Source organism: Rhizobium sp. RU35A, from assembly GCF_900156005.1.
Lineage (GTDB): Bacteria > Pseudomonadota > Alphaproteobacteria > Rhizobiales > Rhizobiaceae > Neorhizobium > Neorhizobium straminoryzae.
On the sequence record NZ_FTMR01000010.1, the window covers coordinates 171,931 to 191,124 of the forward strand.

20 protein-coding genes are annotated in these 19,194 nt (G+C 64.8%); 13 read left to right on the plus strand and 7 right to left on the minus strand.

All coding sequences use genetic code 11. The features are described 5' to 3' along the window. Nucleotides 1-18 precede the first annotated feature (18 nt). Nucleotides 19-420: a hypothetical protein gene (locus F3H95_RS20725; protein WP_149747402.1), complete on the plus strand. Its 402-nt coding sequence runs from the start codon at nt 19-21 to the stop codon at nt 418-420. A gap of 11 nt (nt 421-431) precedes the next feature. Here the strand turns inward: F3H95_RS20725 and F3H95_RS20730 are convergent, their stop codons facing one another. Then, nucleotides 432-1,085, minus strand: coding sequence for a hypothetical protein (locus F3H95_RS20730; RefSeq protein WP_149747403.1), 654 nt, complete (start codon nt 1,083-1,085; stop codon nt 432-434). Next, a complete protein-coding gene (locus F3H95_RS20735; RefSeq protein WP_149747404.1) occupies nt 1,082-3,616 on the minus strand; it encodes a methyl-accepting chemotaxis protein in 2,535 nt (844 codons plus the stop codon). The genes F3H95_RS20730 and F3H95_RS20735 overlap by 4 nt, the downstream gene beginning before the upstream one ends. A gap of 239 nt (nt 3,617-3,855) precedes the next feature. Between F3H95_RS20735 and F3H95_RS20740 the strand changes: the two genes are divergently transcribed. From F3H95_RS20740 to F3H95_RS20755, 4 genes are all read left to right on the plus strand, one after another. Next, nucleotides 3,856-4,761, plus strand: a complete 906-nt coding sequence (locus tag F3H95_RS20740) for a DMT family transporter (protein ID WP_143126420.1) — start codon at nt 3,856-3,858, stop codon at nt 4,759-4,761. 48 nt (nt 4,762-4,809) lie between these two features. After that, entirely contained in the window at nt 4,810-5,463 is a 654-nt protein-coding gene (gene mobA, locus F3H95_RS20745) for a molybdenum cofactor guanylyltransferase MobA (RefSeq protein ID WP_244618092.1), read from the plus strand. Then, complete coding sequence (gene mobB / locus F3H95_RS20750; RefSeq protein ID WP_149747406.1) at nt 5,460-5,984, plus strand: molybdopterin-guanine dinucleotide biosynthesis protein B; 525 nt, start codon at nt 5,460-5,462, stop codon at nt 5,982-5,984. The genes mobA and mobB overlap by 4 nt, the downstream gene beginning before the upstream one ends. Before the next feature lie 70 nt (nt 5,985-6,054). Then, a complete protein-coding gene (locus F3H95_RS20755; protein WP_149747407.1) occupies nt 6,055-6,816 on the plus strand; it encodes a hypothetical protein in 762 nt (253 codons plus the stop codon). A gap of 102 nt (nt 6,817-6,918) precedes the next feature. Here F3H95_RS20755 and F3H95_RS20760 read toward each other — a convergent pair whose 3' ends face one another. After that, complete coding sequence (locus tag F3H95_RS20760) at nt 6,919-9,288, minus strand: OmpA family protein (protein ID WP_149747408.1); 2,370 nt, start codon at nt 9,286-9,288, stop codon at nt 6,919-6,921. A 298-nt stretch (nt 9,289-9,586) separates the two neighbouring features. Here F3H95_RS20760 and F3H95_RS20765 point away from each other — a divergent pair, with 298 nt between their 5' ends. Both F3H95_RS20765 and F3H95_RS20770 read left to right on the plus strand, forming a co-directional pair. Further along, a complete protein-coding gene (locus F3H95_RS20765; protein ID WP_143126433.1) occupies nt 9,587-9,853 on the plus strand; it encodes an usg protein in 267 nt (88 codons plus the stop codon). 105 nt (nt 9,854-9,958) lie between these two features. After that, nucleotides 9,959-10,774 (plus strand): methyltransferase domain-containing protein, encoded by an 816-nt coding sequence (locus F3H95_RS20770; protein WP_143126416.1) that lies wholly within the window; start codon nt 9,959-9,961, stop codon nt 10,772-10,774. Nucleotides 10,775-10,825: 51 nt separating this feature from the next. Here the strand turns inward: F3H95_RS20770 and F3H95_RS20775 are convergent, their stop codons facing one another. Continuing rightward, nucleotides 10,826-11,020, minus strand: a complete 195-nt coding sequence (locus F3H95_RS20775; RefSeq protein WP_149747409.1) for a hypothetical protein — start codon at nt 11,018-11,020, stop codon at nt 10,826-10,828. A gap of 179 nt (nt 11,021-11,199) precedes the next feature. Between F3H95_RS20775 and F3H95_RS20780 the strand changes: the two genes are divergently transcribed. The 4 genes from F3H95_RS20780 (at nt 11,200) to F3H95_RS20795 (ending at nt 15,265) form a co-directional block, all read left to right on the plus strand. Then, nucleotides 11,200-11,754: a DinB family protein gene (locus tag F3H95_RS20780; RefSeq protein ID WP_143126414.1), complete on the plus strand. Its 555-nt coding sequence runs from the start codon at nt 11,200-11,202 to the stop codon at nt 11,752-11,754. A gap of 3 nt (nt 11,755-11,757) precedes the next feature. Continuing rightward, nucleotides 11,758-12,168, plus strand: a complete 411-nt coding sequence (locus F3H95_RS20785) for a CopD family protein (RefSeq protein ID WP_149747410.1) — start codon at nt 11,758-11,760, stop codon at nt 12,166-12,168. Between the two features lie 98 nt (nt 12,169-12,266). Next, nucleotides 12,267-13,136 carry an NAD(P)-dependent oxidoreductase gene (locus F3H95_RS20790; RefSeq protein ID WP_149747411.1) on the plus strand — a complete coding sequence of 290 codons (870 nt, stop codon included), beginning with the start codon at nt 12,267-12,269 and terminating at the stop codon, nt 13,134-13,136. A 236-nt stretch (nt 13,137-13,372) separates the two neighbouring features. Further along, nucleotides 13,373-15,265 (plus strand): methyl-accepting chemotaxis protein, encoded by a 1,893-nt coding sequence (locus tag F3H95_RS20795; protein WP_244618093.1) that lies wholly within the window; start codon nt 13,373-13,375, stop codon nt 15,263-15,265. A gap of 131 nt (nt 15,266-15,396) precedes the next feature. Here F3H95_RS20795 and F3H95_RS20800 read toward each other — a convergent pair whose 3' ends face one another. From F3H95_RS20800 to F3H95_RS20810, 3 genes are all read right to left on the minus strand, one after another. After that, entirely contained in the window at nt 15,397-15,885 is a 489-nt protein-coding gene (locus F3H95_RS20800; protein ID WP_143126410.1) for an Lrp/AsnC family transcriptional regulator, read from the minus strand. Nucleotides 15,886-15,951: 66 nt separating this feature from the next. Further along, nucleotides 15,952-16,599, minus strand: a complete 648-nt coding sequence (locus F3H95_RS20805) for a uracil-DNA glycosylase family protein (RefSeq protein WP_149747433.1) — start codon at nt 16,597-16,599, stop codon at nt 15,952-15,954. Further along, on the minus strand, nt 16,590-17,192 hold the full coding sequence (locus tag F3H95_RS20810; protein ID WP_149747413.1) for a thermonuclease family protein: 603 nt from the start codon (nt 17,190-17,192) through the stop codon (nt 16,590-16,592). The genes F3H95_RS20805 and F3H95_RS20810 overlap by 10 nt, the downstream gene beginning before the upstream one ends. A 117-nt stretch (nt 17,193-17,309) precedes the next feature. Between F3H95_RS20810 and F3H95_RS20815 the strand changes: the two genes are divergently transcribed. After that, complete coding sequence (locus tag F3H95_RS20815; protein WP_143126408.1) at nt 17,310-18,845, plus strand: ATP-binding protein; 1,536 nt, start codon at nt 17,310-17,312, stop codon at nt 18,843-18,845. 42 nt (nt 18,846-18,887) lie between these two features. Next, nucleotides 18,888-19,097 (plus strand): hypothetical protein, encoded by a 210-nt coding sequence (locus tag F3H95_RS20820; RefSeq protein ID WP_143126407.1) that lies wholly within the window; start codon nt 18,888-18,890, stop codon nt 19,095-19,097. The last annotated feature ends 97 nt before the right edge of the window (nt 19,098-19,194 follow it).

Genomic DNA, 19,194 nt, shown 5'->3' on the forward strand with positions numbered 1-19,194 from the left:
AGGTCCGAGACGGCCCAAATGCCGCTTGCCGGGCGCAGCTGTGGCACCTGCACGCTCTGCTGCGATCTGCCGGAGATCGCGGCGCTGGACAAGCCGGCGAACCGGCTCTGTCGCCACGGCATCGCGGCAAAGGGCTGCAGCATCTATGAACGCCGTCCGGCGCTCTGCCGCGATTTCCTCTGTCTCTGGCGCACCGACCCGTCACTCGGTCCCGAATGGAAGCCGGACAAGGCCGGGCTGATGATCTACCGGCAGGGACCGCAGACGACCGTTCTCGTCCGTCCGGACCAGCCGGACGCCGCCGCCCGCGAACCCTATGCCAGCGGGTTGCGGCTGCTTGCCGGGCAGGCGGAGGCCGCTGGCGGCTATCTCATCGTCTATGTGGGTGAAAAGGTCAGGCGACTGCGCCCGATCGATTGACGCGGCGGGCGTCACGCCGGCGGCGATGCATCCGCATACTCGTCTCCCGGCGAAAGCTGGTAGAGGCGAACCAGCGCCGGCCAGAACGCATCATCCACAGCCGGCGCCCCATCAGGCTCGCCGAAGCCCGGAAAATGATCGCCGAGCCCCAGCGCATGGCCGAATTCGTGAACCACCTGGTCGAAGGTCGCCAGGTGACCGGCAGGCGAATCGATATTGATGCAGAGAGTTCTCTGGAAGTGACCACTGACTGCAACGACATCCATATTCCAGGCCGCGGATCGGGGGGCACTGCCGACATTACCGATACAGACCTTCTCCAGACACTTGATATTTTGGGCAGCTGCTTTCTTCCAGATCATCATACCCGGATTGTCGAGCACTAGAGTGCGTTGCGGTTGAACAGAAAACACATTGGGACCCAACACCCGCTCAATGAGCGCCACAGCCGCCTCGGCTCGCTCATCATTGGCGAGAAAAATGGGAATCGGGCCCTTTTCCAGCGCCCAGCGCTTCACCCTGCCCGGCAGGAAATCTTTCAGATTCGTTTCAATCGGAGAACCATTGCTTCGCGACAGGATGGCGTCGATTCCTTCTGGAAAGCGCTTGTCGCGCAGCCACCGTTCTGCCGACCGGAATGCGACCGTGGCGGAAAATTCGCTCATGCCGCCCATCCCTTGCGCATCGAGGCAGCCCCCGGCTCATTGGTCCGGAAATGCTCGATCTTCTCCGCCAGTGCCTCGACGCGACCGCGCAGGCCGTGGATTTCGGCAGTGTTTTCTTCCACCATCGCGGCATTGCGCTGGGTGATCATCTCCACCTCGCCGAGCGCCTGCGACACCTCGCCGATGCCGATCGACTGCTCGCCGGTGGCGGCCGAAATGTCGGCCACCAGTGTCTGGACGGTCGCGATATGGGCGATGATCTCGGTCAGCGCCAGGCCTGTCTGTTCCACCAGATGCACGCCGTTACCCACCTGCTGGGCACTGACGGAAATCAGCCCCTTGATCTCCCGGGCAGCGTTGGCGCAGCGCTGCGCCAGTTCGCGCACCTCCTGCGCCACCACCGCAAAGCCACGGCCCGCCTCGCCGGCACGCGCCGCTTCCACCCCGGCATTCAGCGCCAGAAGATTGGTCTGGAAGGCGATTTCATCGATCACGCCGATGATGGTGGAAATCTTTTCCGAGGAGCGGCTGATCTCGTCCATCGCCGCGATCGCGCTCGTCACCACCTGACCGGATTGCGTGGCGAAGGCTTCCGTCTGGTTGACGGACTGGGCGGTACGCTGCGCGCTGCCGGCGGTGGACTTGACGAGATCGCTGAGTTGCCGCAGCGCCCGCGTCGACTGCTCCAGAGCAGACGCCTGCTGCTCGGTGCGGCGCGCCAGATCATCGGCCGATGCCGACAGATTGCCGGTTCCGCTGTTGATGTCGTCGGCCACGGCCCGCACATCGGCGAGCGTGGCACGCAAGGTCCGCACCGCCTGGTTATAGGTGCGCGCCATGTCCACGAAGTCTTCCGGCAGGGCCTCGCTCATCTCCTGTTCGAGATCGCCCCCCGCCAGGCGGTGCAGGACCTCGGAGAGCGCCGAGAGCGCCTGGCGCTGCTCGTTGCTGATGCGCGCCCGCTCGGCAGCACGCCGCTCGGCCTCCAGCCCGGAGGCTTCGCGCGCGGCCGATGCCTCCTGTTCGAGCCGGATGTTTTCGAGCGCCGCATCGCGGAACACGCTGACCGAGCGGACCATGTCGCCGATCTCGTCACCGCGCTCGCGCCCCTCGATCTTCACCTCCAGATCGCCATTGGCGAGCCGGGTCATGATCTCCGTCACCCGGCGCAGCGGACCGCGCAACGTTTCCACCAGCATCAGCGCACCGATGATCGCCAGCACCGTGCCGATCACGGTCGCCGCCAGCGACAGGTTGGCCGAGAGGGTGCTGTCCTGCTTGCCCGCTTCCTGCGCCTCCGCCACGAAGCTCTTCAGCCCCTGCATGCCGGCGGAGAGCGTCTGCTCGGTGGCCGTCCGGGCAGCCTTCCACTGGCCGGCAAGGTCGAGCAATTGCTGGGCATGGCCAGTCAGCCTGTCGAGGATTGGCAGAAGCTGCGGTGCAAAATTCTTCATCGCCTCCTTCTTCTGGCCGAGATCGGAGACACGGCCGCCTGCCGCCTTCAGCGCGGCGATATCGGACAGCACGTCCTTGCGTGCCGCCTCGGTCAGCGTCACGCGAAGGCGCTCCACATGCAATTGCAAGAGATCGTTGAGCCGAAGGGCCTCGGCAATCTCCGTCACCAGCGCACGGTTCACCTGCAGATCGCCCTCAAGGTTGGCGAAGCGGTCTGCGGCATTGGAGGTGCTCTTCTCCATCTCGGTGCGGTAGACATCGCGCACCGGCAGGAGTGCCGCCACCGCCTGGCGAATGGCCTCCGCCTTGTCGGCGGGGGCAAGATCGCCCTTCACAAGCCGGTCGAGGTCGAGCGCCTGTGCCTTCAGCGCTTCCAGCATGCGCTCCACCTTGGAGGTGCCGCGACCCGCCACCTTGTCGAATTCCTTGATCAGCGCGGAGAGATAGGTGCCAGCGGCACGGGCAAGGGTGGCATCATTGTCGGCATTGCGGATCGAATCGGCCAGGTTGTCGATGCGGTTGGCCATGCTTTTCAACACAAAGGCATCAAAAAGTGCGCCCTTGGCGAACTTCTCCTTGCTCTCACCCTCCTTGCGCACGCCTTCGAACTGGGCGCTGACGCCGCCGGCCAGTGCACGGATTTCATCGATGCTCGCCTGCATGGCCTGTTCGGTGCCGGTGATGCGCTGCTCCAGCGCCCAGAGCGCGGCGGTGCGCTCGGCAAGCGCCGGCGCCGTCTGCTGCACGACGGCAAGCCGCGTGCGATCGTCCGCGTCGGCTACGAGTTTCTCGAGGCGGTTGACGCCGCCATCCTGCCGGGCGATTGCCTCCTGCAGCGCCTTCAGCGTGCTGGCTTCGGGCGCTGCGAGAAAACCAAGGAGGGCTGCCTGCAAACGTTCGAAATCGTCGATGTTTTCAATGGTCGCGCGGGTCACGGTCATGTGGCCGTTCAGCATGCGCGCGGTGTAGAAGCCCGCGAGCCCCACGCCGGCAATCAGCAGCACCAGCGGCACGACGAAGAGCAGAACCTTGGTGACAATCCGGCGGCTCTGGAGAAGACGATCCAGGAACGACATTGCACCTCTCCGTGCACGGCGAAGCGACAGCCGGTCATCGGCGTGCAGCGCTGGTCATCCCTCCTCATGCGGGCCTGTCGGAAATTGGCCCCGAAAGCTTGCACATCCGTTAACGTTTCCGCACCCTGTGCCGGATTCGACAAAAAGACGAGTTGCGGTCGCATTTGTGCACACGGCAAGGGTGGCAGGCTGCCCCCGTGTGCTTTAAGCCTTGGGAAAAGCAGTCTAGGGAATCGGAAATGCCATTGTCGCAGAATGCGCGCGGCGCCGTGATGATGACGCTCGCCATGGGTGTCTTCACCACCAATGATGCCTTCGTGAAGCTCGTCACGCCGGAGATGAATGTCGGGCAGATCATGTTCTTGCGCGGACTGATGACGACGGCCATGCTGCTGCTGCTCGCCCGTCAGGCCGGCCTGCTCCGCGACATCAGGCAGATGCTGCATCGGAAGGTCATCCTGCGCTCCACCTTCGAGATCGGCGCGGCGATCACCTATATCTCGGCGCTTGCCCATATCGACCTCGCGGTCGCCGCGACCATTCTTCTGTCGCTGCCGCTTGCCGTCACCTTCGGCGCCTGGCTGATCTTCAAGGAGCCGGTCGGCTGGCGGCGCTGGTCGGCGATCATGGTCGGCTTTGTCGGTGTGCTGGTGGTGCTGAGGCCGAGCCCGGAGGATTTTGTGCCCGCTTCCCTGCTCGCCGTCGTCGCGGTGTTCTTCACGGCCGGGCGCGACCTCACCACCCGCCGTCTGCCACCGGCGCTGCCGACGCTGCTCGTCTCGCTGTTTGCCGCCCTCACCAACACCGTGTTCGGCGCGGCCCTCATCCTGCCGTTCGGCGGCTGGAGCCCGGTCAGCGGCACGGCGCTGATGCATCTGACGGCAGCGGCTGTGCTGCTGATGGCCGGCTACCAGACCATCGTCATCGCCATGCGCTCCGGCGAGATCTCGGTGGTTGCGCCCTTCCGCTATACGAGCCTGATCTTTTCGCTGAGCCTCGGCTTCTATTTCTTCGGCGAGCAGCCGGATGCCTATATGGCGATCGGCGCCAGCCTGATCGTCGCCTCCGGCCTCTATGCCTTCTATCGTGAAAAGCGACGGGCCAGCCCGCTGGCCTGCGCAACCGAACCGCGCGTGCCGCATTGACGTCAACGCGGCCGCCAGAGGTGCCGCCCAATGGAAGGATGTGCGACTTTGACCGGTGACGACCCCCTCAATCCTCCGGGCGTGATCCTGGCCGGCGGCCGTTCGCGCCGCATGGGGCAGAACAAGGCAGATGTCCTCCTCGGCCCAAAGACCCTGCTGGCGCATGTGGTGGACCGCATCCGTCCGCAGGTCTCCACGCTTGCTCTCAATGTGGCAGAAGATGCCTTCGGGGACATCAAGGACGACGGCCGGGGCACTGCCCTGCCCCGCGTGCCCGATACGCTGCCCGGCCGGCGCGGGCCGCTCGCCGGCATTCTCGCCGCCATGCGCCACACCGCGGCCAGCCATCCGCATGTGACGCATGTGCTGACGGTGCCGGTCGACAGCCCCTTCCTGCCAGGCGATCTGATGGCGCGCTTCGCGGAGGTCGCGACCACCAGCGAGGCGATCGCCATCGCCTCCTCGGACGGCAACCTTCATCCGGTCTGCGGCCTGTGGCCCGTCTCGCTCGCCGACACGCTGCAAACCTTTCTCGAAGGTCCCGACGAACCGCGGGTCAAGGGCTTTCTCGAGGGCCAGAAGACGTCCGTCGTCGACTTCGAGCTCCGTGTTACCGCACTTGGTCCGCTCGATCCCTTCCTCAACGTCAACACGCCGGACGATCTCGAGACCGCCCGGCGGTTTCTGGAAACACATCCATGACGAACAGCAGACCCAAGGTCTTCGGCATTGCCGGCTGGAAGAATTCCGGCAAGACCGGGCTTGCCGTGCGACTGGTGAGCGAACTCACCGCCCGCGGCTTCACCGTCTCCACCATCAAGCATGCCCACCACGATTTCGACATCGACAAGGTCGGCGCCGACAGCTATCGCCACCGGCAGGCAGGTGCGCATGAGGTCGCGCTCGTCTCCGGCACCCGCTTTGCCATCATGCACGAACTGCGCGGCGCGCCCGAACCGAGCTTCGAGGAAATCCTGTCCCGCCTTGCCCCCTGCGATCTCGTGCTGATCGAGGGCTACAAGCGCGAGCCGGTGCCGAAGATCGAGGCCCGCCGGCTGGAGGCGGCCAGACGCGAGCCGCTGGCCCCGACCGACCCGCACATTGCCGCGATTGCCGCCGACCATCCCGTTGAGGAGATCCACCTTCCGGTCTTCGATCTCGACGACACCGGCGCGATCGCCGATTTCGTTCTGACGGTGACGGGACTGCGGCAGGGACAATAACCTTCCTCAAAGTGGCCGGGCGGAGACCACAAGGATTGCCGTCGGTCGCGCCTGATGGCATGACGGAGACATGTCGCTCGCCAACCTTCTTTCGTCATGTCTTTCCGCTGTCCGGCAGTTCGGCTGGCGGCTATGCCAGCGTGCAACAGGCGCTCAGCAGAAGACATTCTTCCTGCATGTCGGCACCCACAAGACGGGCACGACGTCAATCCAGCATTTTCTTTACGACCACAGGGAAGACCTTGACCGGCAGGGCATCTATGTTCCCAAAGCCGGCCGCCCGCCCGAATATGCCGGCCATCACCTGTTGCCCTGGCAGATGCTGCGGGACAAGCGCATCGATCCGAGCCTGGACCCGATCAGCGACCTGATCGCGGAACTGCGCGACGTCCTGCATCCCGTTGTTGTCGTGTCCTCCGAAGACCTCGAATTTGTGGCGACGAGACCCGACCAGCTGCGAGAGTTCTGCAACAGGGTCCGGGCGCTCGGCTATCGCATCGAAATCATCCTCTACCTGCGTGAACGGACGAGTTACATCCAGGCCATCTATCGCGAGCAGACCCGTCAGGGCGCCCGACATCCGCTGGACTGGTACACGCAGCAGGCCGAGGAGACGAATGTCATCAGGATGTCGGAGATCAAGTGCTTCGACCTCGACTATCCCCGCCTGATCCGCAACCTCTCCCGGGCCGCAAAATGTCGCGTGCGCGTCATGCACTACGAGGCAGAGGCGAACGGCATGGGCCTGCTTCCCTCGTTCCTGACCATTCTGGGGGCCGACGAAGCATTCATCGACAAAGGCAGGACGGCACTGCGCTATAACGTCAGCTGATCCCGCGGGTTCGGTCCAATCATGGCATCGGCGCCCATGCCATGGAAAACGGCCGCCGGATCGCTCCGGCGGCCGCCTTGTTCGCTGTCTATATGGAACCGCTTAGCGGTTCTGCGCCACCGGCTTCACCAGCGGGGTGATGCGGCGGATGGTGACGCGGCGGTTTTCCTGCGAGGGACCGTCGGTCAGCACCTTCAGATAGCGCTCGCCATAGCCCTGGGTCGCGAGGTTTTCCGGCGGAATGCCGTAAACATCCGTCAGCACGTTGGCGACCGATTCCGCGCGGCGGTCGGAGAGGACGAGATTGCTCTCGTCCGAGCCGACGGCGTCGGTGTGACCTTCGATCAGGAAGGTCTCGCTCGGATTGCGCTTCAGGATTTCCAGGATGGCATCGGCCACCCGCCTCAGAGTTTTCGCCTGGCTCATGGGCACTTCGGCGCTGCCGGTGGCAAAGGTGATCGTATCGAGGTCGATGCGCGGCACCTTGTCACGGATACGGGCCGAATAGCGCACTTCATCGAGCGAATAGACGCGCTCGACGCGTTCCACCGGCGGCTGTTCCAGGAAGCGGTAGTAGTCGCGATCCGGCTGCGTCGAGGTGTCGATGATGTACTGGTCGACGGGCACCGTCAGCCGCATCGGCGGCAGGTCGCGGCCCGGATCGTACCAGCCACCATTGCCGGGACGGTCCTCCGGCAGGTCCGGCGCATAGTAGAGCACGTCTTCGCGGCCGTCACGGTCGATGCGCGAGCGCTGCAGGATGTTGCCGTACCGGTCGCGGATCGTCACGATCTGCACGCCGCCGTCCCGCTCGATGATCTGGCGCACGCGGCCACCGCGCAACTGCTCATAGCGGGGTTCATAACCCTGCTCGTAGAAGCGCTCGCTGTCGTCGTGGCGCACGAAGGTGCGGTTGTCGATCTGGAAGATGACGCGATTGTCCTCCACCGGGCGCCGATCCTCGAAGCCGCGCGGGATGTCGTAGCGCGGCGGCGCCTGCATCACCTGACCGCGCTCGGCCGTAACAGGCTCGATGCGAATCGGCGGCATGGGCCGGCCGGGGGCACCGGCCTGGGCGTCCGCGTCTGATTTCGGCGGCGGCGGGGGCGGTGCATCCGGCGCGGCAACCGGACGGGGGCCGGCGCCCGGACCACGCGCATCGGGACGCGGCGGTGCACCGGGCGGAAGCGGTGCCGGTGCCTCCTTGGCACTGTCCAGCACCGCCGCACCGTTCTGCACCGGCAGGACGATCGGCTGGTTGCTGGAGGCCGGATTTTCGGCAATGCGACGAGCGCGCTCGATTTCTTCCGGCGTCATTGGCGGCGCAACGCCTGGCGCCGGACGCGCCTGTTCGTTGCCAGGCGCGACTGGGCGACCGGCCTGGCCGGGCGGCAGCGGCACGGGTTCTGCACCCGGTGCTGCGGGAGCGCCCGGTGCTGCAGGAGCGCCAGGGGCTGCCGGCGGAACCGGCGGCTTGCCGGGGGTGCCCGGTTGCGGCGCCGGGCTCGGTACGGCTGCCCCACCCTGCGGCTTCGGCGGCGCCTCACCCGCCGGTGGAACCGGCGGCTTTACCGGCACACCGGGTTCGGTCGGCTGCGGGCGTGCGGCATCCTTCGGCGGCTCGACCGGACGCGGTGCAGCAGGGTTTTCCGCCGGTGCGGTGCCCGGGCGTGCGGCAGGCGCCAGCGCTTCGGGCGACGGACGCGGCTTGCCGTCTGCCGGCGCGTCCGCGCCGGGTTCCGGACGGCGGTTCGGTTTCTGGCCGTCCGGGGCGGAGGATTCGGCCGGCGCGGCAGGCCGCTCGGCACCCGCAGGCTCCTGCGGACGCGGACGCGGTGCCTCTCCCGCAGCGGGCTGTGGCTCGCGCTGCGGCTTCAGAGCTTCGGCGGGCGCCGCCGGCACGCGGGCCGGACGTTCTGCGGCCGGCGGCTCGGCGGCCGGAGGTTTCGGGGCGACGGGCTTGGGCGCGGGCGCCGGCTCGCGCTGCGGTGCCGGTTCGCGGGTGGGCGGGGCCTCGCGCGGCGGGGCGGCTTCGCGGGCAGGCGCGGGTTCGCGCTGCGGTGCCGGTTCGCGCTGTGGTGCGGGTTCACGGGCCGGAGGCGGGCGCACGGGCTCCGGTTCGCGCTGCGGCGCGGGCTCGCGCGCCGGGGCCGGTTCTCGGGCCGGCGGCGCCTCGCGTGGCGGTGCAGCTTCGCGTGGCGGTGCGGCTTCATGTGCGGGGGGATGCTGTCCTTCGTGAGCAGGCGGCTCCTGCCCGCCACCGGCTTGCGGCTTGTGTGGCGGCTTGATGAGCGGCGCGCTGCCATCCTGCGGTGCGGCGCCATTGTCCTGCACGCGGATCACATCCTGCGCGATGCCGACCGGTGCCATCGGCGCCATGCTGATCGGCATGGCGTGCGCCTGCGGCACCAGGAGGCTCATCGACATCAACGGCATTGCCACGCTGGCAAGGTATCCGGTTCGCTTGGCCATGTTTTCTCCCTGGCGTTTGCTTCGCCCAGATCCGGCGGCCCGTCGGGCACCGTCAAGGGCGCGCGATAACGGAGCTGGGGCCGTTCTGGTTCCACGGCAAAAGAAGCAGAGCCAGATGAACCGAAGCTGAATTCCTCTGGCAGCAGAAGTTCATATTGAGTGCTAAGACTTTGAAAACAAGAGATAAAAACTCTTCGTGAAGACGTGCCGTTAAGCCTCGGTTAAGCCGGCAGTGCTGCAATTGGCAGTCCCGGCGCAACGACGCCGGCGGGGTCAACTCCGAGGGAAACGAACGATGATGACACCTGACATGGACATGATGCTGAAAGGCTATGGCCTCACCACCGCGCAGATCCTCTATCGCTTGCCCGATCATCCGGCGCTGCTTCAGACCTATATCTGGCAGCATTACGATCTCGCACCGGATTTTCCGGAAATGCGCGGTTTTCTGAAATTCTGGCAGGAAAAGCTCGACGGCCCGCTGCATTCGGTACGCTACGTGCACCGCAAGATGATCGCCGCCAGCGAATGGCGGGCGCTGAAGGGCGAATTCATCCTGCATTGACGTGGGCCATCGCCCGCCGACATCGGCTTCTCCTTGCCAAGCCCTCCCCGTGGCCTTAAAGCCGCGGGGAGAGAGACCCACCGGCACGGATGAAACGAGGCGGCCATGACGAAGATCGATGAAGAAGCCCTGGCAGAAGCCTACAACCGGGCGCTCGCCCATGAGAAGGCCGGCGAGATCGACGCCGCCGTCGCCGCCTATCACGAGGTGCTGGCCATCGATCCCGAGGATCACGGCGGCGCATCGGTTCGCATTGCTGCCCTTGGTCGCGGGGAAGCCCCGACGCGCGCACCGGATGCCTATGTGGAAACCCTGTTCGACCAGCATGCGGAGGATTTCGAGGAAATCCTTGTCGAGCAGCTCGGCTATGCCGTGCCGCTGATGGTGCTGCAGCGCCTGCAGGAACTCGATCTCGGACCGTTCAAGCGCATGCTCGATCTCGGCTGCGGCACGGGCCTGACAGGCGGCGCCATGCGCGACATCGTGGAAGACATCACCGGCATCGACATTTCCGAAAACATGGTCGAGATCGCCCATGAGAAGGATCTCTACGACACGCTCTACGTCGCCGAGATCGAGGACTTTCTCGAGGACAATGACGACGATGCCTTCGACATCGTGACCGCGACGGATGTGCTGCCCTATCTCGGTGCTCTCGAACCGCTGTTCTTCGGGGCAGCCGAAAACATGGTGCCCGGCGGCATTCTCGTCTTTTCCTCCGAAACCCTGCCGGACGCGGTGATGGCCGGCCGCCCCTACATGGTCGGCCCGCACCAGCGCTTTGCCCATTCGGAAGCCTATGTGCGCGAGCGGTTGAATGCCACGGGCTTTGATCTCGTCGATATCACCGAGATCAACGTGCGCATGCAGGATGGCGAACCGACGCCCGGCCATCTGGTCGTTGCCCGCCTGCGCGGCTGAACGAGAGCCCGCTGACCGCCGGCGGCGTCACAGATGACCGCCGGCCGTGCCTCAGCCGGAAAGAAGCGCCAGAAGCGCGTCGATCACCGTGGCGCCACCGATCGGCGCGACCAGCAGAAAAAACAGGTTGAAGCAGATCAGCCAGACCAGCAGCTTCTGCTGGCTGGCGGAGAGCGAGGGCCGCGGCGGATTTTCCGGCGGCGGGTCCGGCTCGCGCCGGTAATAGCCTTGCAGGTCGAGGAACATCGTCGTCCCGATCCTTTCGCGCAGTGACACATGCACGATGCTACGTCAGGCCGCCCGACTGGACCAGATGAAATCGCGCCGTATCAACGCCCTGCCCGGCAATTCCCGCAAGACCGGACGCATGGCTGGTCAGATGCAGGCCCTTACACTAGATTTCGTGCGACCGGATGGGAGTCGCCATGTCGCCGCAACGCTATTTCCTCGCCCAGGCCTACAACAATGCCTGGGCCAATCACCGCCTGCTGACCGCATGCCGCAAGCTTTCGGCCGACGATCTCGCCGCCAGCCGCACGAGCTTCTTTCCCTCGATCATTCATACGCTGAACCACATTCTGACGGTGGACTGGTTCTATGTGAGCGCGCTGGAAGGCCGGCCGATGGGATATGCGGCTTTCGACACGGAAATTCCCTTTCAGGATTTCTCCGATCTGGAGCGCGAACAGCGCGCCATCGATCGTCGGCTGATCGATCACTGTCGCCAGATCCAGACGGACGAGTTGTCACGCATCGTCGTCATTCCGCGCGCCCATAGCGAGCAGCGAGAACGGACTGACCGCCTGCTGCTGCATCTTTTCCAGCACCAGATCCACCATCGCGGCCAGGTGCATGCCATGCTGTCGGGCACGCCCGTCGCGCCGCCGCAACTCGATGAATTCTTCTCCGTCGGCGAAGAGGCGCTGCGGCGTGCCGATTTTGCCGAACTTGGCTTTTCCGAAACACAGATCTGGGGCTGATCAATGCTGTATTTCATCATCAAGGGGCTGCACGTAACCTCCGACATCATCTGGGTGGGCGGCATGCTCATCAATGCCTTCGTGATCGCCATGGTGCCGCCGCCGATCCGTGGTGGCGTAATCACCGCGCTGCGCCGCTACGACCGGCTGGTGACGACGACGGCGCTGGCCGGCGTCTGGCTGTTCGGCCTCATCCTCGCCTTTGGCTATATCGGCTTTTCCGGCGGCTGGCTGCACCTGAAGCTTTTGATCGTCGTGATGCTCTCGGCGCTGCACGGCATGCAGAGCGCCTGGCTGCGCCGCATGGAGGCCAATCCCCTGCTCGATCCGCCGGCCTTCGTGTCGAAGGGCATGCCGATCGTGCTCGTCTCCACCGTCGTCGTGGTACTGCTTGCCGAAGTCAAGCCGTTCTGACCGTCGGCATGAACGGCATCAGGACGAAACGGACGGTTCCCAAGCGGGCCAAAAGGCAATAGACCGTCCGTCAGAAATCGCTGGAGGTTGTTTGCGAAATGGCGAAGGTTGCGTTTATCGGTCTCGGGGTCATGGGTTTTCCGATGGCCGGGCATCTGAAGACGAAGGGCGGTCACGAGGTCACGGTCTACAACCGCACGGTCGCGAAGGCCGAAAGCTGGGTGCAGAAATTTGGCGGCACCCATGGCAAGACGCCGGCGGAAGCTGCCCGCGATGCGGACTTCGTCTTCACCTGCGTTGGCAACGACGATGACCTGCGCTCCGTCACGATCGGCGCCGATGGCGTGTTTGCCGGCATGAAGCCCGGCGCGATCCTCATCGACAACACCACCGCCTCTGCCGAAGTGGCCCGTGAGCTTGATGCCGCCGCACGGGAAAAATCCTGCGCCTTCATCGATGCTCCCGTCTCGGGCGGGCAGGCCGGCGCCGAAAACGGCGTGCTGACCGTGATGTGCGGCGGCGACGAGGAGACTTTTGCAAAGGCGCGGCCGGTGATCGATGCCTATGCCCGCATGGTCGGGCTGATGGGGCCTGTCGGATCCGGCCAGCTCACCAAGATGATGAACCAGATCTGCATCGCCGGCGTCGTGCAGGGCCTGGCCGAAGCGATTCATTTTGGCAAGAAAGCCGGCCTCGACATTGAAAAGGTTGTCGATGTCATTTCCAAGGGTGCGGCCGGCTCCTGGCAGATGGAGAACCGCCACAAGACCATGAATGAGGGTCGCTACGAGTTCGGCTTCGCCGTCGACTGGATGCGCAAGGACCTCGACATCGTGCTGACCGAGGCCAAGCGCAACGGCTCCACGCTGCCGCTGACCGCCCTTGTCGACCAGTTCTACGCCGAGGTGCAAAAGCTCGGCGGCCATCGCTGGGACACGTCCTCGCTGCTTGCGCGGCTGGAGAAGTAGCCGACCACCCATGCGCCGGAGGACCGTCCTCCGGCGCCCCTTCCTCTGCCGCACCTCCATCCGCGGGATGCGCTGATCGCCCGGGCTACGCGCGATCAACGCAGCGATACAGGCTAAATATTATAACATCCTGAAATTCAAATTTAATGCTTTGGGCCTAGCTTCTGGCTGTTTAACCAGGTCCCTGAGCGCATCGCGTATGCCCAATGCTTCAAGGCCCGAACGTGGAGGCACCCTTGAAGTTGCTCGAAAATGCCCGGATCATCTCAAAGATTGCAGTGGTCATTGCTGCACTCATCGTCGTCAGTCTTGTCATTTCGGTGGTGAGCTACCGTTCCAGTTCCATCCAGTCCGCAAATGCGTACATGACCGACCACACCTATGAGGTAATGTCGAAGGTCAATGGCGCGCTCGCCGCGATGATCGACCAGGAAACCGGCATGCGCGGCTTCCTGCTCGCAGGCGACAAGAAGTTTCTCGAACCCCAGATCGCCGGCGCTGCGGCATTTTCTGAAAACCTCGCAGCCGCCCAGAAGCTGACTGCCGACAATCCGGCCCAGCAGACGCGCCTCAAGGAGATGGCTGCCCTCGCGGAAACCTGGACGTCAAAGGTCGTTACCGCCGAAACCAAACTCATGAGCGACCCGGCCACCCATGATCAGGCGCGGCAGATCGAGATTTCCGGGGCCGGCAAGGCGTCGATGGATGCGATCCGCGGCAAGGTCAAGGAATTGCTGGATGCGGAGACGAGTCTGTTGGCCGTGCGCAAGACGGCTGCCATCGAGGCCGGCGAACTGGCACGCACCACGGCGACCATGGGCGGCATCGGCATGATTGCCATCTCCGGTTTCGGCCTGTTGATGCTGAATGGTGCCCTGGTCAGGCCGCTGACCCGTATCAACGCCTCCATGCTCACACTGGCGCGCGGCCAGAACGACATCACCATTCCGGGCCGTGGCCGCAAGGATGAAATCGGCGAGATGGCCGAGGCGGTCGAAACCTTCCGGCAGACCGCCGTCAACAAGCTGGAAAGCGACCGCCAGGCGGCCGAAGCGCGGACAACCTCCGAGGCCGATCGGGCGCGCAACGCGGAAATGACGCGTCAGCGGGCAAGCGAGATGGAACAGGCCACACAGGGCCTCGCCGAGGGGCTGCGCCAGCTCTCCGACGGCAATCTGGCCTTCCAGCTGGCAACCCCGTTTGCCTCCGATTTCGAAGGTCTGCGCCGCGACTTCAACGCCGCCGTGGCACGGCTCGGCGACACGCTCAGTCAGGTTGCCGTTTCGGCCGGCGCCATCGATTCCGGATCTCGCGAGATGAGCGACAGCGCCAACGACCTGTCACGCCGCACCGAACAGCAGGCCGCGTCGCTGGAGGAGACCGCTGCCGCGCTCGACCAGATCACGGCCAACGTCTCCAGTTCCTCGAAGCGCACCGAAGAAGCGCGTTCGGTTGCCATCGAAGCCAACCGTTCGGCGCACCAGTCGGGCCAGGTCGTGGCGAATGCCGTGGACGCCATGCAGCGCATCGAGCAGTCGTCCAACCAGATCTCCAACATCATCGGCGTGATCGACGAGATCGCCTTCCAGACGAATCTTCTGGCGCTGAACGCCGGCGTGGAAGCCGCACGCGCCGGGGAAGCCGGCAAGGGCTTTGCGGTCGTCGCGCAGGAAGTGCGTGAACTCGCCCAGCGCTCGGCCCAGGCAGCCAAGGAGATCAAGGATCTCATCCGCACCTCCGCCACCGAGGTCGACAACGGCGTGCGCCTCGTCACCGAAACGGGCACGGCGCTGAAGGTGATCGAAGGGCATGTCGTGGCCATCAACACACAGCTGGATGCAATCGCCACGTCGGCCAGGGAACAGTCCGTCGGCCTCTCCGAGGTCAACACGGCGGTCAACCAGATGGACCAGGTGACCCAGCAGAACGCGGCCATGGTGGAAGAGGCAACAGCCGCCAGCTCGCATCTTGCCGGCGAGGCAGACAAGCTGCGCGTTCTCATCGCAAGCTTCCAGCTGCCCGGCCGAGGCCAGACCATGCCGGCCGCCGGCCAGTATTCCCACGCCTCGCCTGCCCGCCAGATGGTCAATTCGCTCGCACGCGCCGTCGGCCAGCGGGCGCGGGCCTGATCACGCCATAGACAGATGCGAACAGAAAAAGGGCCGGAGGCGCAGCTAGCGCCTCCGGCCCTTTTTCATCGGATCCAGTTGCGATTGGCCTGGCGATTTTACCCGGCAGAGCGCCGCCGGATTGTCGTCGCTCAGTCCTCGCCGCTCTTCTGGTTGTCCAGCACCATGTAATCGAGTGGCAGCTCGGTCGTGTACTTGATCTGCTCCATGGCAAAGGCCGAGGATACGTCACGGATCTCGATGCGGGCGATCAGGCGCTTGTAGAAGGCGTCATAGGCGGCGATATCCGGCACCACAACGCGCAGCAGATAGTCCACGTCGCCGCTCATGCGATAGAATTCCACCACTTCCGGGAAATCCACCACGACTTCGGAAAACCGCTTCAGCCATTCGATGGAGTGGCTGGCGGTGCGGATCGACACGAAAACCGTGACCTTGGTGTTGACCTTGACCGGATCGAGCAGCGCCACGCGCCGCTTGATCACGCCGTCCTCTTCCATCTTCTGGATGCGCCGCCAGCAGGGCGTGGTCGACAGGCCCACCTTCTTGGCGAGATCGGCGACGGCGAGCGTCGAATCTTCCTGCAATATGCGCAGAATCTTGCGGTCGAGGCGGTCCATTTTCACTCCCTCTTGGATTATTTTTCTTCATACAGGGAAAAACGGCGCCTGTAACCGAAAACTCTTTCAGCGGATCAGGCTGTCCACATGCTGTCGCAGAACGGGCAGCACCTCGGCTTCAAACCAGGCATTGCGCTTCAGCCAGCCGCTGTTGCGCCAGCTCGGATGCGGCAGCGGCAGCACGCGCGGCCCGTCATTGACGAAATAGCTTTGGCGCCAGTTCCGGACCGTTTCCGTCATGCCCTTCTGGTGTGGGCCCGGCAAGTGCCAGCCTTGTGCATGCGCGCCGATCGCCAGCACCAGTTCCACCTGCGGCATGGCCCGCACCGCAGCCTCGCGCCAGAGCGGCGCGCATTCCCGACGTGGCGGCAGGTCGCTGCCCTTGGTGTCATAGCCCGGAAAGCAGAAGCCCGTCGGCAGGATCGCGAAACGGTCGGGATCGTAGAATTCCTCGCGCGTCACGCCGAGCCAGTCGCGCAGCCTGTCGCCGGAGGCATCGTTGAAGGGCAATCCGCTCTCGTGCACGCGAAGCCCCGGCGCCTGCCCGGCAATCAGGATGCGGGCGCGCGCCGACAACACCACAACCGGGCGCGGCTCATGCGGCAGCCGGTCCGCGATGCCGCGTGCCGGCACATCGCGACAGAGGCGGCAACCGGCAATCGCCTGCCGCAGGTCCGAAAGCCTCGCCTCGCGCTCCGTCTCGCCTACCCCCAGATCCACGCAAACCTCTCCGCAAGCCACTGCCACAGGCGCCTTGCCTCCGCCGCCTCGTCGTCGCCGAGCCCTGCACGCCGGCGAAAGTCGCGTGGGGTCTCGAAGGAACCGCTCCACAGCCCGCGCCGGGCTGTTTCCGCCGCCGCCTGTTCGGCCCGATAACGCACCGATCCGCTCGCCAGTGCAAGCCCTTCCCGCACCAGTCGACCGTTCAGATCATCGCCGTCGGCCTCGCAGGTGACGAGCGGTCGCCCGTAGCGATCAACCGCCGCGCCGCGGCATTGCGGCTCAGCCTGGGCGATCAGCGCCGAGAGCCTTGCGCGCGCCACCCGGCCACAGGGCCAGGCAGTGCCGTCAGCCCGCGCGCAGGTCTGGTCGATTTCCGGGGCGTCGATGCCTGTCAGGCGCAGGCGCTGTCCGTGCTCAGCCAGCGTATCGCCATCCACCACGGCAAAAGGTCCATTGAAGACCTGATCCGTTCCCTCGTTGCCCCACCGTGCGGCGAGCAGCGCCAGCAGCAGCAGAAAGGCGGCCGTCAGCGCGAGGTCGCGGACAAGCCTCCTTCCCGGCACGGCATGGAAGCGTCTGGACATGGTTGGGCCCCAATTGCAAACGGAAGCTTGGCGAAGATGGCAAACGCTTTCTTGCCCGGCAGGATCTTATTAAGATTTTCGCCCTAGGATTGCCATATCCGGAAGAGTACCCAGGCCATGAGTAGCGGCGTCAGCAGCTCCACAGACAAGATCATCGTGGACAAATCGCGCAGCCATCGCAACAAGGCGGTGTCTAAGGCCGTGCGCGCGACTCGTGAACGGCTGCAGAGCAGCGGCAAGGGCGTGCAGGTTTTCGAGCGCGACATGCTCGGGCTGCACATCAAGACCATGCTGCAAGGGGCTCTGATCCTTCCGCTTTTCGTTGCCCTCGTGGCCGGCGCCGGCCTCTATCTCAGCGGCGATGCGCGCCTGCTTCCCTGGGCGCTGCTGACGCTCGCCGCCCATTCCATCAACCTGCTTCTGGCGCGCCGCGCCGCCCGCAGCGAGTGGGGGGCGGAAAAGAGCAAGACCTGGCACCGCCGCCTGCTGACCGGCCAGCTTCTCCTCGGCTTCTGCTGGGCCGTCTTTGCCTTCGGCGATTGCCGCGCCTGTGGCGGCGAGGGTTTTTATTTCTACAAGGGCGGCGTGCTGCTGGTCGCCATTTCCATCTCGGCCATGGGCAATGTGCTGCTGCGCCGCGCGCTGCTGATGTCCTTCCTGCCGGTGATCGCCGTCCTGTGCCTCAACGCCGTCCTGTCGCGCACCATGCTGGATATCGGGCTCACCGGCATGTGCGTCACGGCACTGGCGCTCTTCCACTATATTTCCGACCGGCTCTATCGCTCCAGCGTCACGCTGATGTCCTATCAGTCGGAAAAGGACGACCTGATTGCCGAACTGGAAGTGGCGAAATCCGTTTCTGACGAAGCCCGGCGCCGCGCGGAAGAAGCCAATCTCGCCAAGTCGCGCTTCCTCGCCTCGATGTCGCATGAACTGCGCACGCCGCTGAATGCCATTCTGGGTTTTTCCGAGGTCATGGCACATGAAGTGCTCGGGCCGATGCCGAACGCCACCTACAAGGATTATGCGGGCGACATCCACCGATCCGGCCAGCACCTCCTCAACCTCATCAACGAGATCCTCGACCTGTCGCGCATCGAGGCGGGACGCTACGAGCTTTCCGAGGAGGCACTCTCGCTGCTCGACGTGGCGGAAGACTGCATCGGCATGGTGCAGCTGCGTGCCCGCGCCAAGAACATCACCATCCACCAGCAGTTCGAACCGAAGCTGCCGCAGGTCTGGGCCGACGAGAAGTCGATCCGCCAGGTGCTGCTGAACCTGCTCTCCAATGCGGTGAAATTCACCAGCCAGGGCGGCGAGGTGGTGGTCAAGGTCGGCTGGACAGCCGGCGGCGGACAGTATGTGGCGATCAAGGACAACGGCCCCGGCATTGCGGAAGAAGAGATCCCGGTCGTGCTCTCGGCCTTCGGCCAGGGCGCGATCGCCATCAAGAGCGCCGAGCAGGGCACCGGGCTCGGCCTTCCCATCGTGCAGGCGATCCTTGCCAAGCATGACGGCCAGTTCATCCTGAAATCGAAGCTGCGCGAAGGCACCGAAGCCATCGCCATCCTGCCCGCTACCCGCGTGCTGCAGAGCCTGCCGGCCGTGGAGGATACCCCAGCGGTCGAACCGCGCCGCAGAAGTTTCGCGTAATCCGCGCTGTCACTTTCAGGTTTTCTAACACATACTGTGACAATGACGCGTCTTTTCGAACAGGCCATCGGCATTGCACGCCGTCTGCCGCCCGAACGGCAGGACGAGATCGCGCGCCTCGTGCTGATGCTGGCGTCTGATGACGATCAGGATTGCGCTAACACGACGGACGGCACCCTGCCCTTTGCCAGCTCATCTCTGCCGCTGGACGGCACGGACGACGAGACGGCCGCACGGCATCTTTCCATCTGAACGCTGACGACCTGCACGGCTTGCGGCGCACGGTCGTCCGACGAGTCGGATGCGACATCCTGCATCAGCGCGAAGCGGCTCCACCGGCATTGACTGC

Bases quoted from the DNA above. Each gene is read 5' to 3' on its own strand.
- F3H95_RS20725 (WP_149747402.1), top strand. From the start codon at position 19: ATGCCGCTTGCCGGGCGCAGCTGTGGCACCTGCACGCTCTGCTGCGAT.
- F3H95_RS20730 (WP_149747403.1), bottom strand. From the start codon at position 1,085: ATGAGCGAATTTTCCGCCACGGTCGCATTCCGGTCGGCAGAACGGTGG.
- F3H95_RS20735 (WP_149747404.1), bottom strand. From the start codon at position 3,616: ATGTCGTTCCTGGATCGTCTTCTCCAGAGCCGCCGGATTGTCACCAAG.
- F3H95_RS20740 (WP_143126420.1), top strand. From the start codon at position 3,856: ATGCCATTGTCGCAGAATGCGCGCGGCGCCGTGATGATGACGCTCGCC.
- mobB (WP_149747406.1), top strand. From the start codon at position 5,460: ATGACGAACAGCAGACCCAAGGTCTTCGGCATTGCCGGCTGGAAGAAT.
- F3H95_RS20755 (WP_149747407.1), top strand. From the start codon at position 6,055: ATGTCGCTCGCCAACCTTCTTTCGTCATGTCTTTCCGCTGTCCGGCAG.
- F3H95_RS20760 (WP_149747408.1), bottom strand. From the start codon at position 9,288: ATGGCCAAGCGAACCGGATACCTTGCCAGCGTGGCAATGCCGTTGATG.
- F3H95_RS20765 (WP_143126433.1), top strand. From the start codon at position 9,587: ATGACACCTGACATGGACATGATGCTGAAAGGCTATGGCCTCACCACC.
- F3H95_RS20770 (WP_143126416.1), top strand. From the start codon at position 9,959: ATGACGAAGATCGATGAAGAAGCCCTGGCAGAAGCCTACAACCGGGCG.
- F3H95_RS20775 (WP_149747409.1), bottom strand. From the start codon at position 11,020: ATGTTCCTCGACCTGCAAGGCTATTACCGGCGCGAGCCGGACCCGCCG.
- F3H95_RS20780 (WP_143126414.1), top strand. From the start codon at position 11,200: ATGTCGCCGCAACGCTATTTCCTCGCCCAGGCCTACAACAATGCCTGG.
- F3H95_RS20785 (WP_149747410.1), top strand. From the start codon at position 11,758: ATGCTGTATTTCATCATCAAGGGGCTGCACGTAACCTCCGACATCATC.
- F3H95_RS20790 (WP_149747411.1), top strand. From the start codon at position 12,267: ATGGCGAAGGTTGCGTTTATCGGTCTCGGGGTCATGGGTTTTCCGATG.
- F3H95_RS20800 (WP_143126410.1), bottom strand. From the start codon at position 15,885: ATGGACCGCCTCGACCGCAAGATTCTGCGCATATTGCAGGAAGATTCG.
- F3H95_RS20810 (WP_149747413.1), bottom strand. From the start codon at position 17,192: ATGTCCAGACGCTTCCATGCCGTGCCGGGAAGGAGGCTTGTCCGCGAC.
- F3H95_RS20815 (WP_143126408.1), top strand. From the start codon at position 17,310: ATGAGTAGCGGCGTCAGCAGCTCCACAGACAAGATCATCGTGGACAAA.
- F3H95_RS20820 (WP_143126407.1), top strand. From the start codon at position 18,888: ATGACGCGTCTTTTCGAACAGGCCATCGGCATTGCACGCCGTCTGCCG.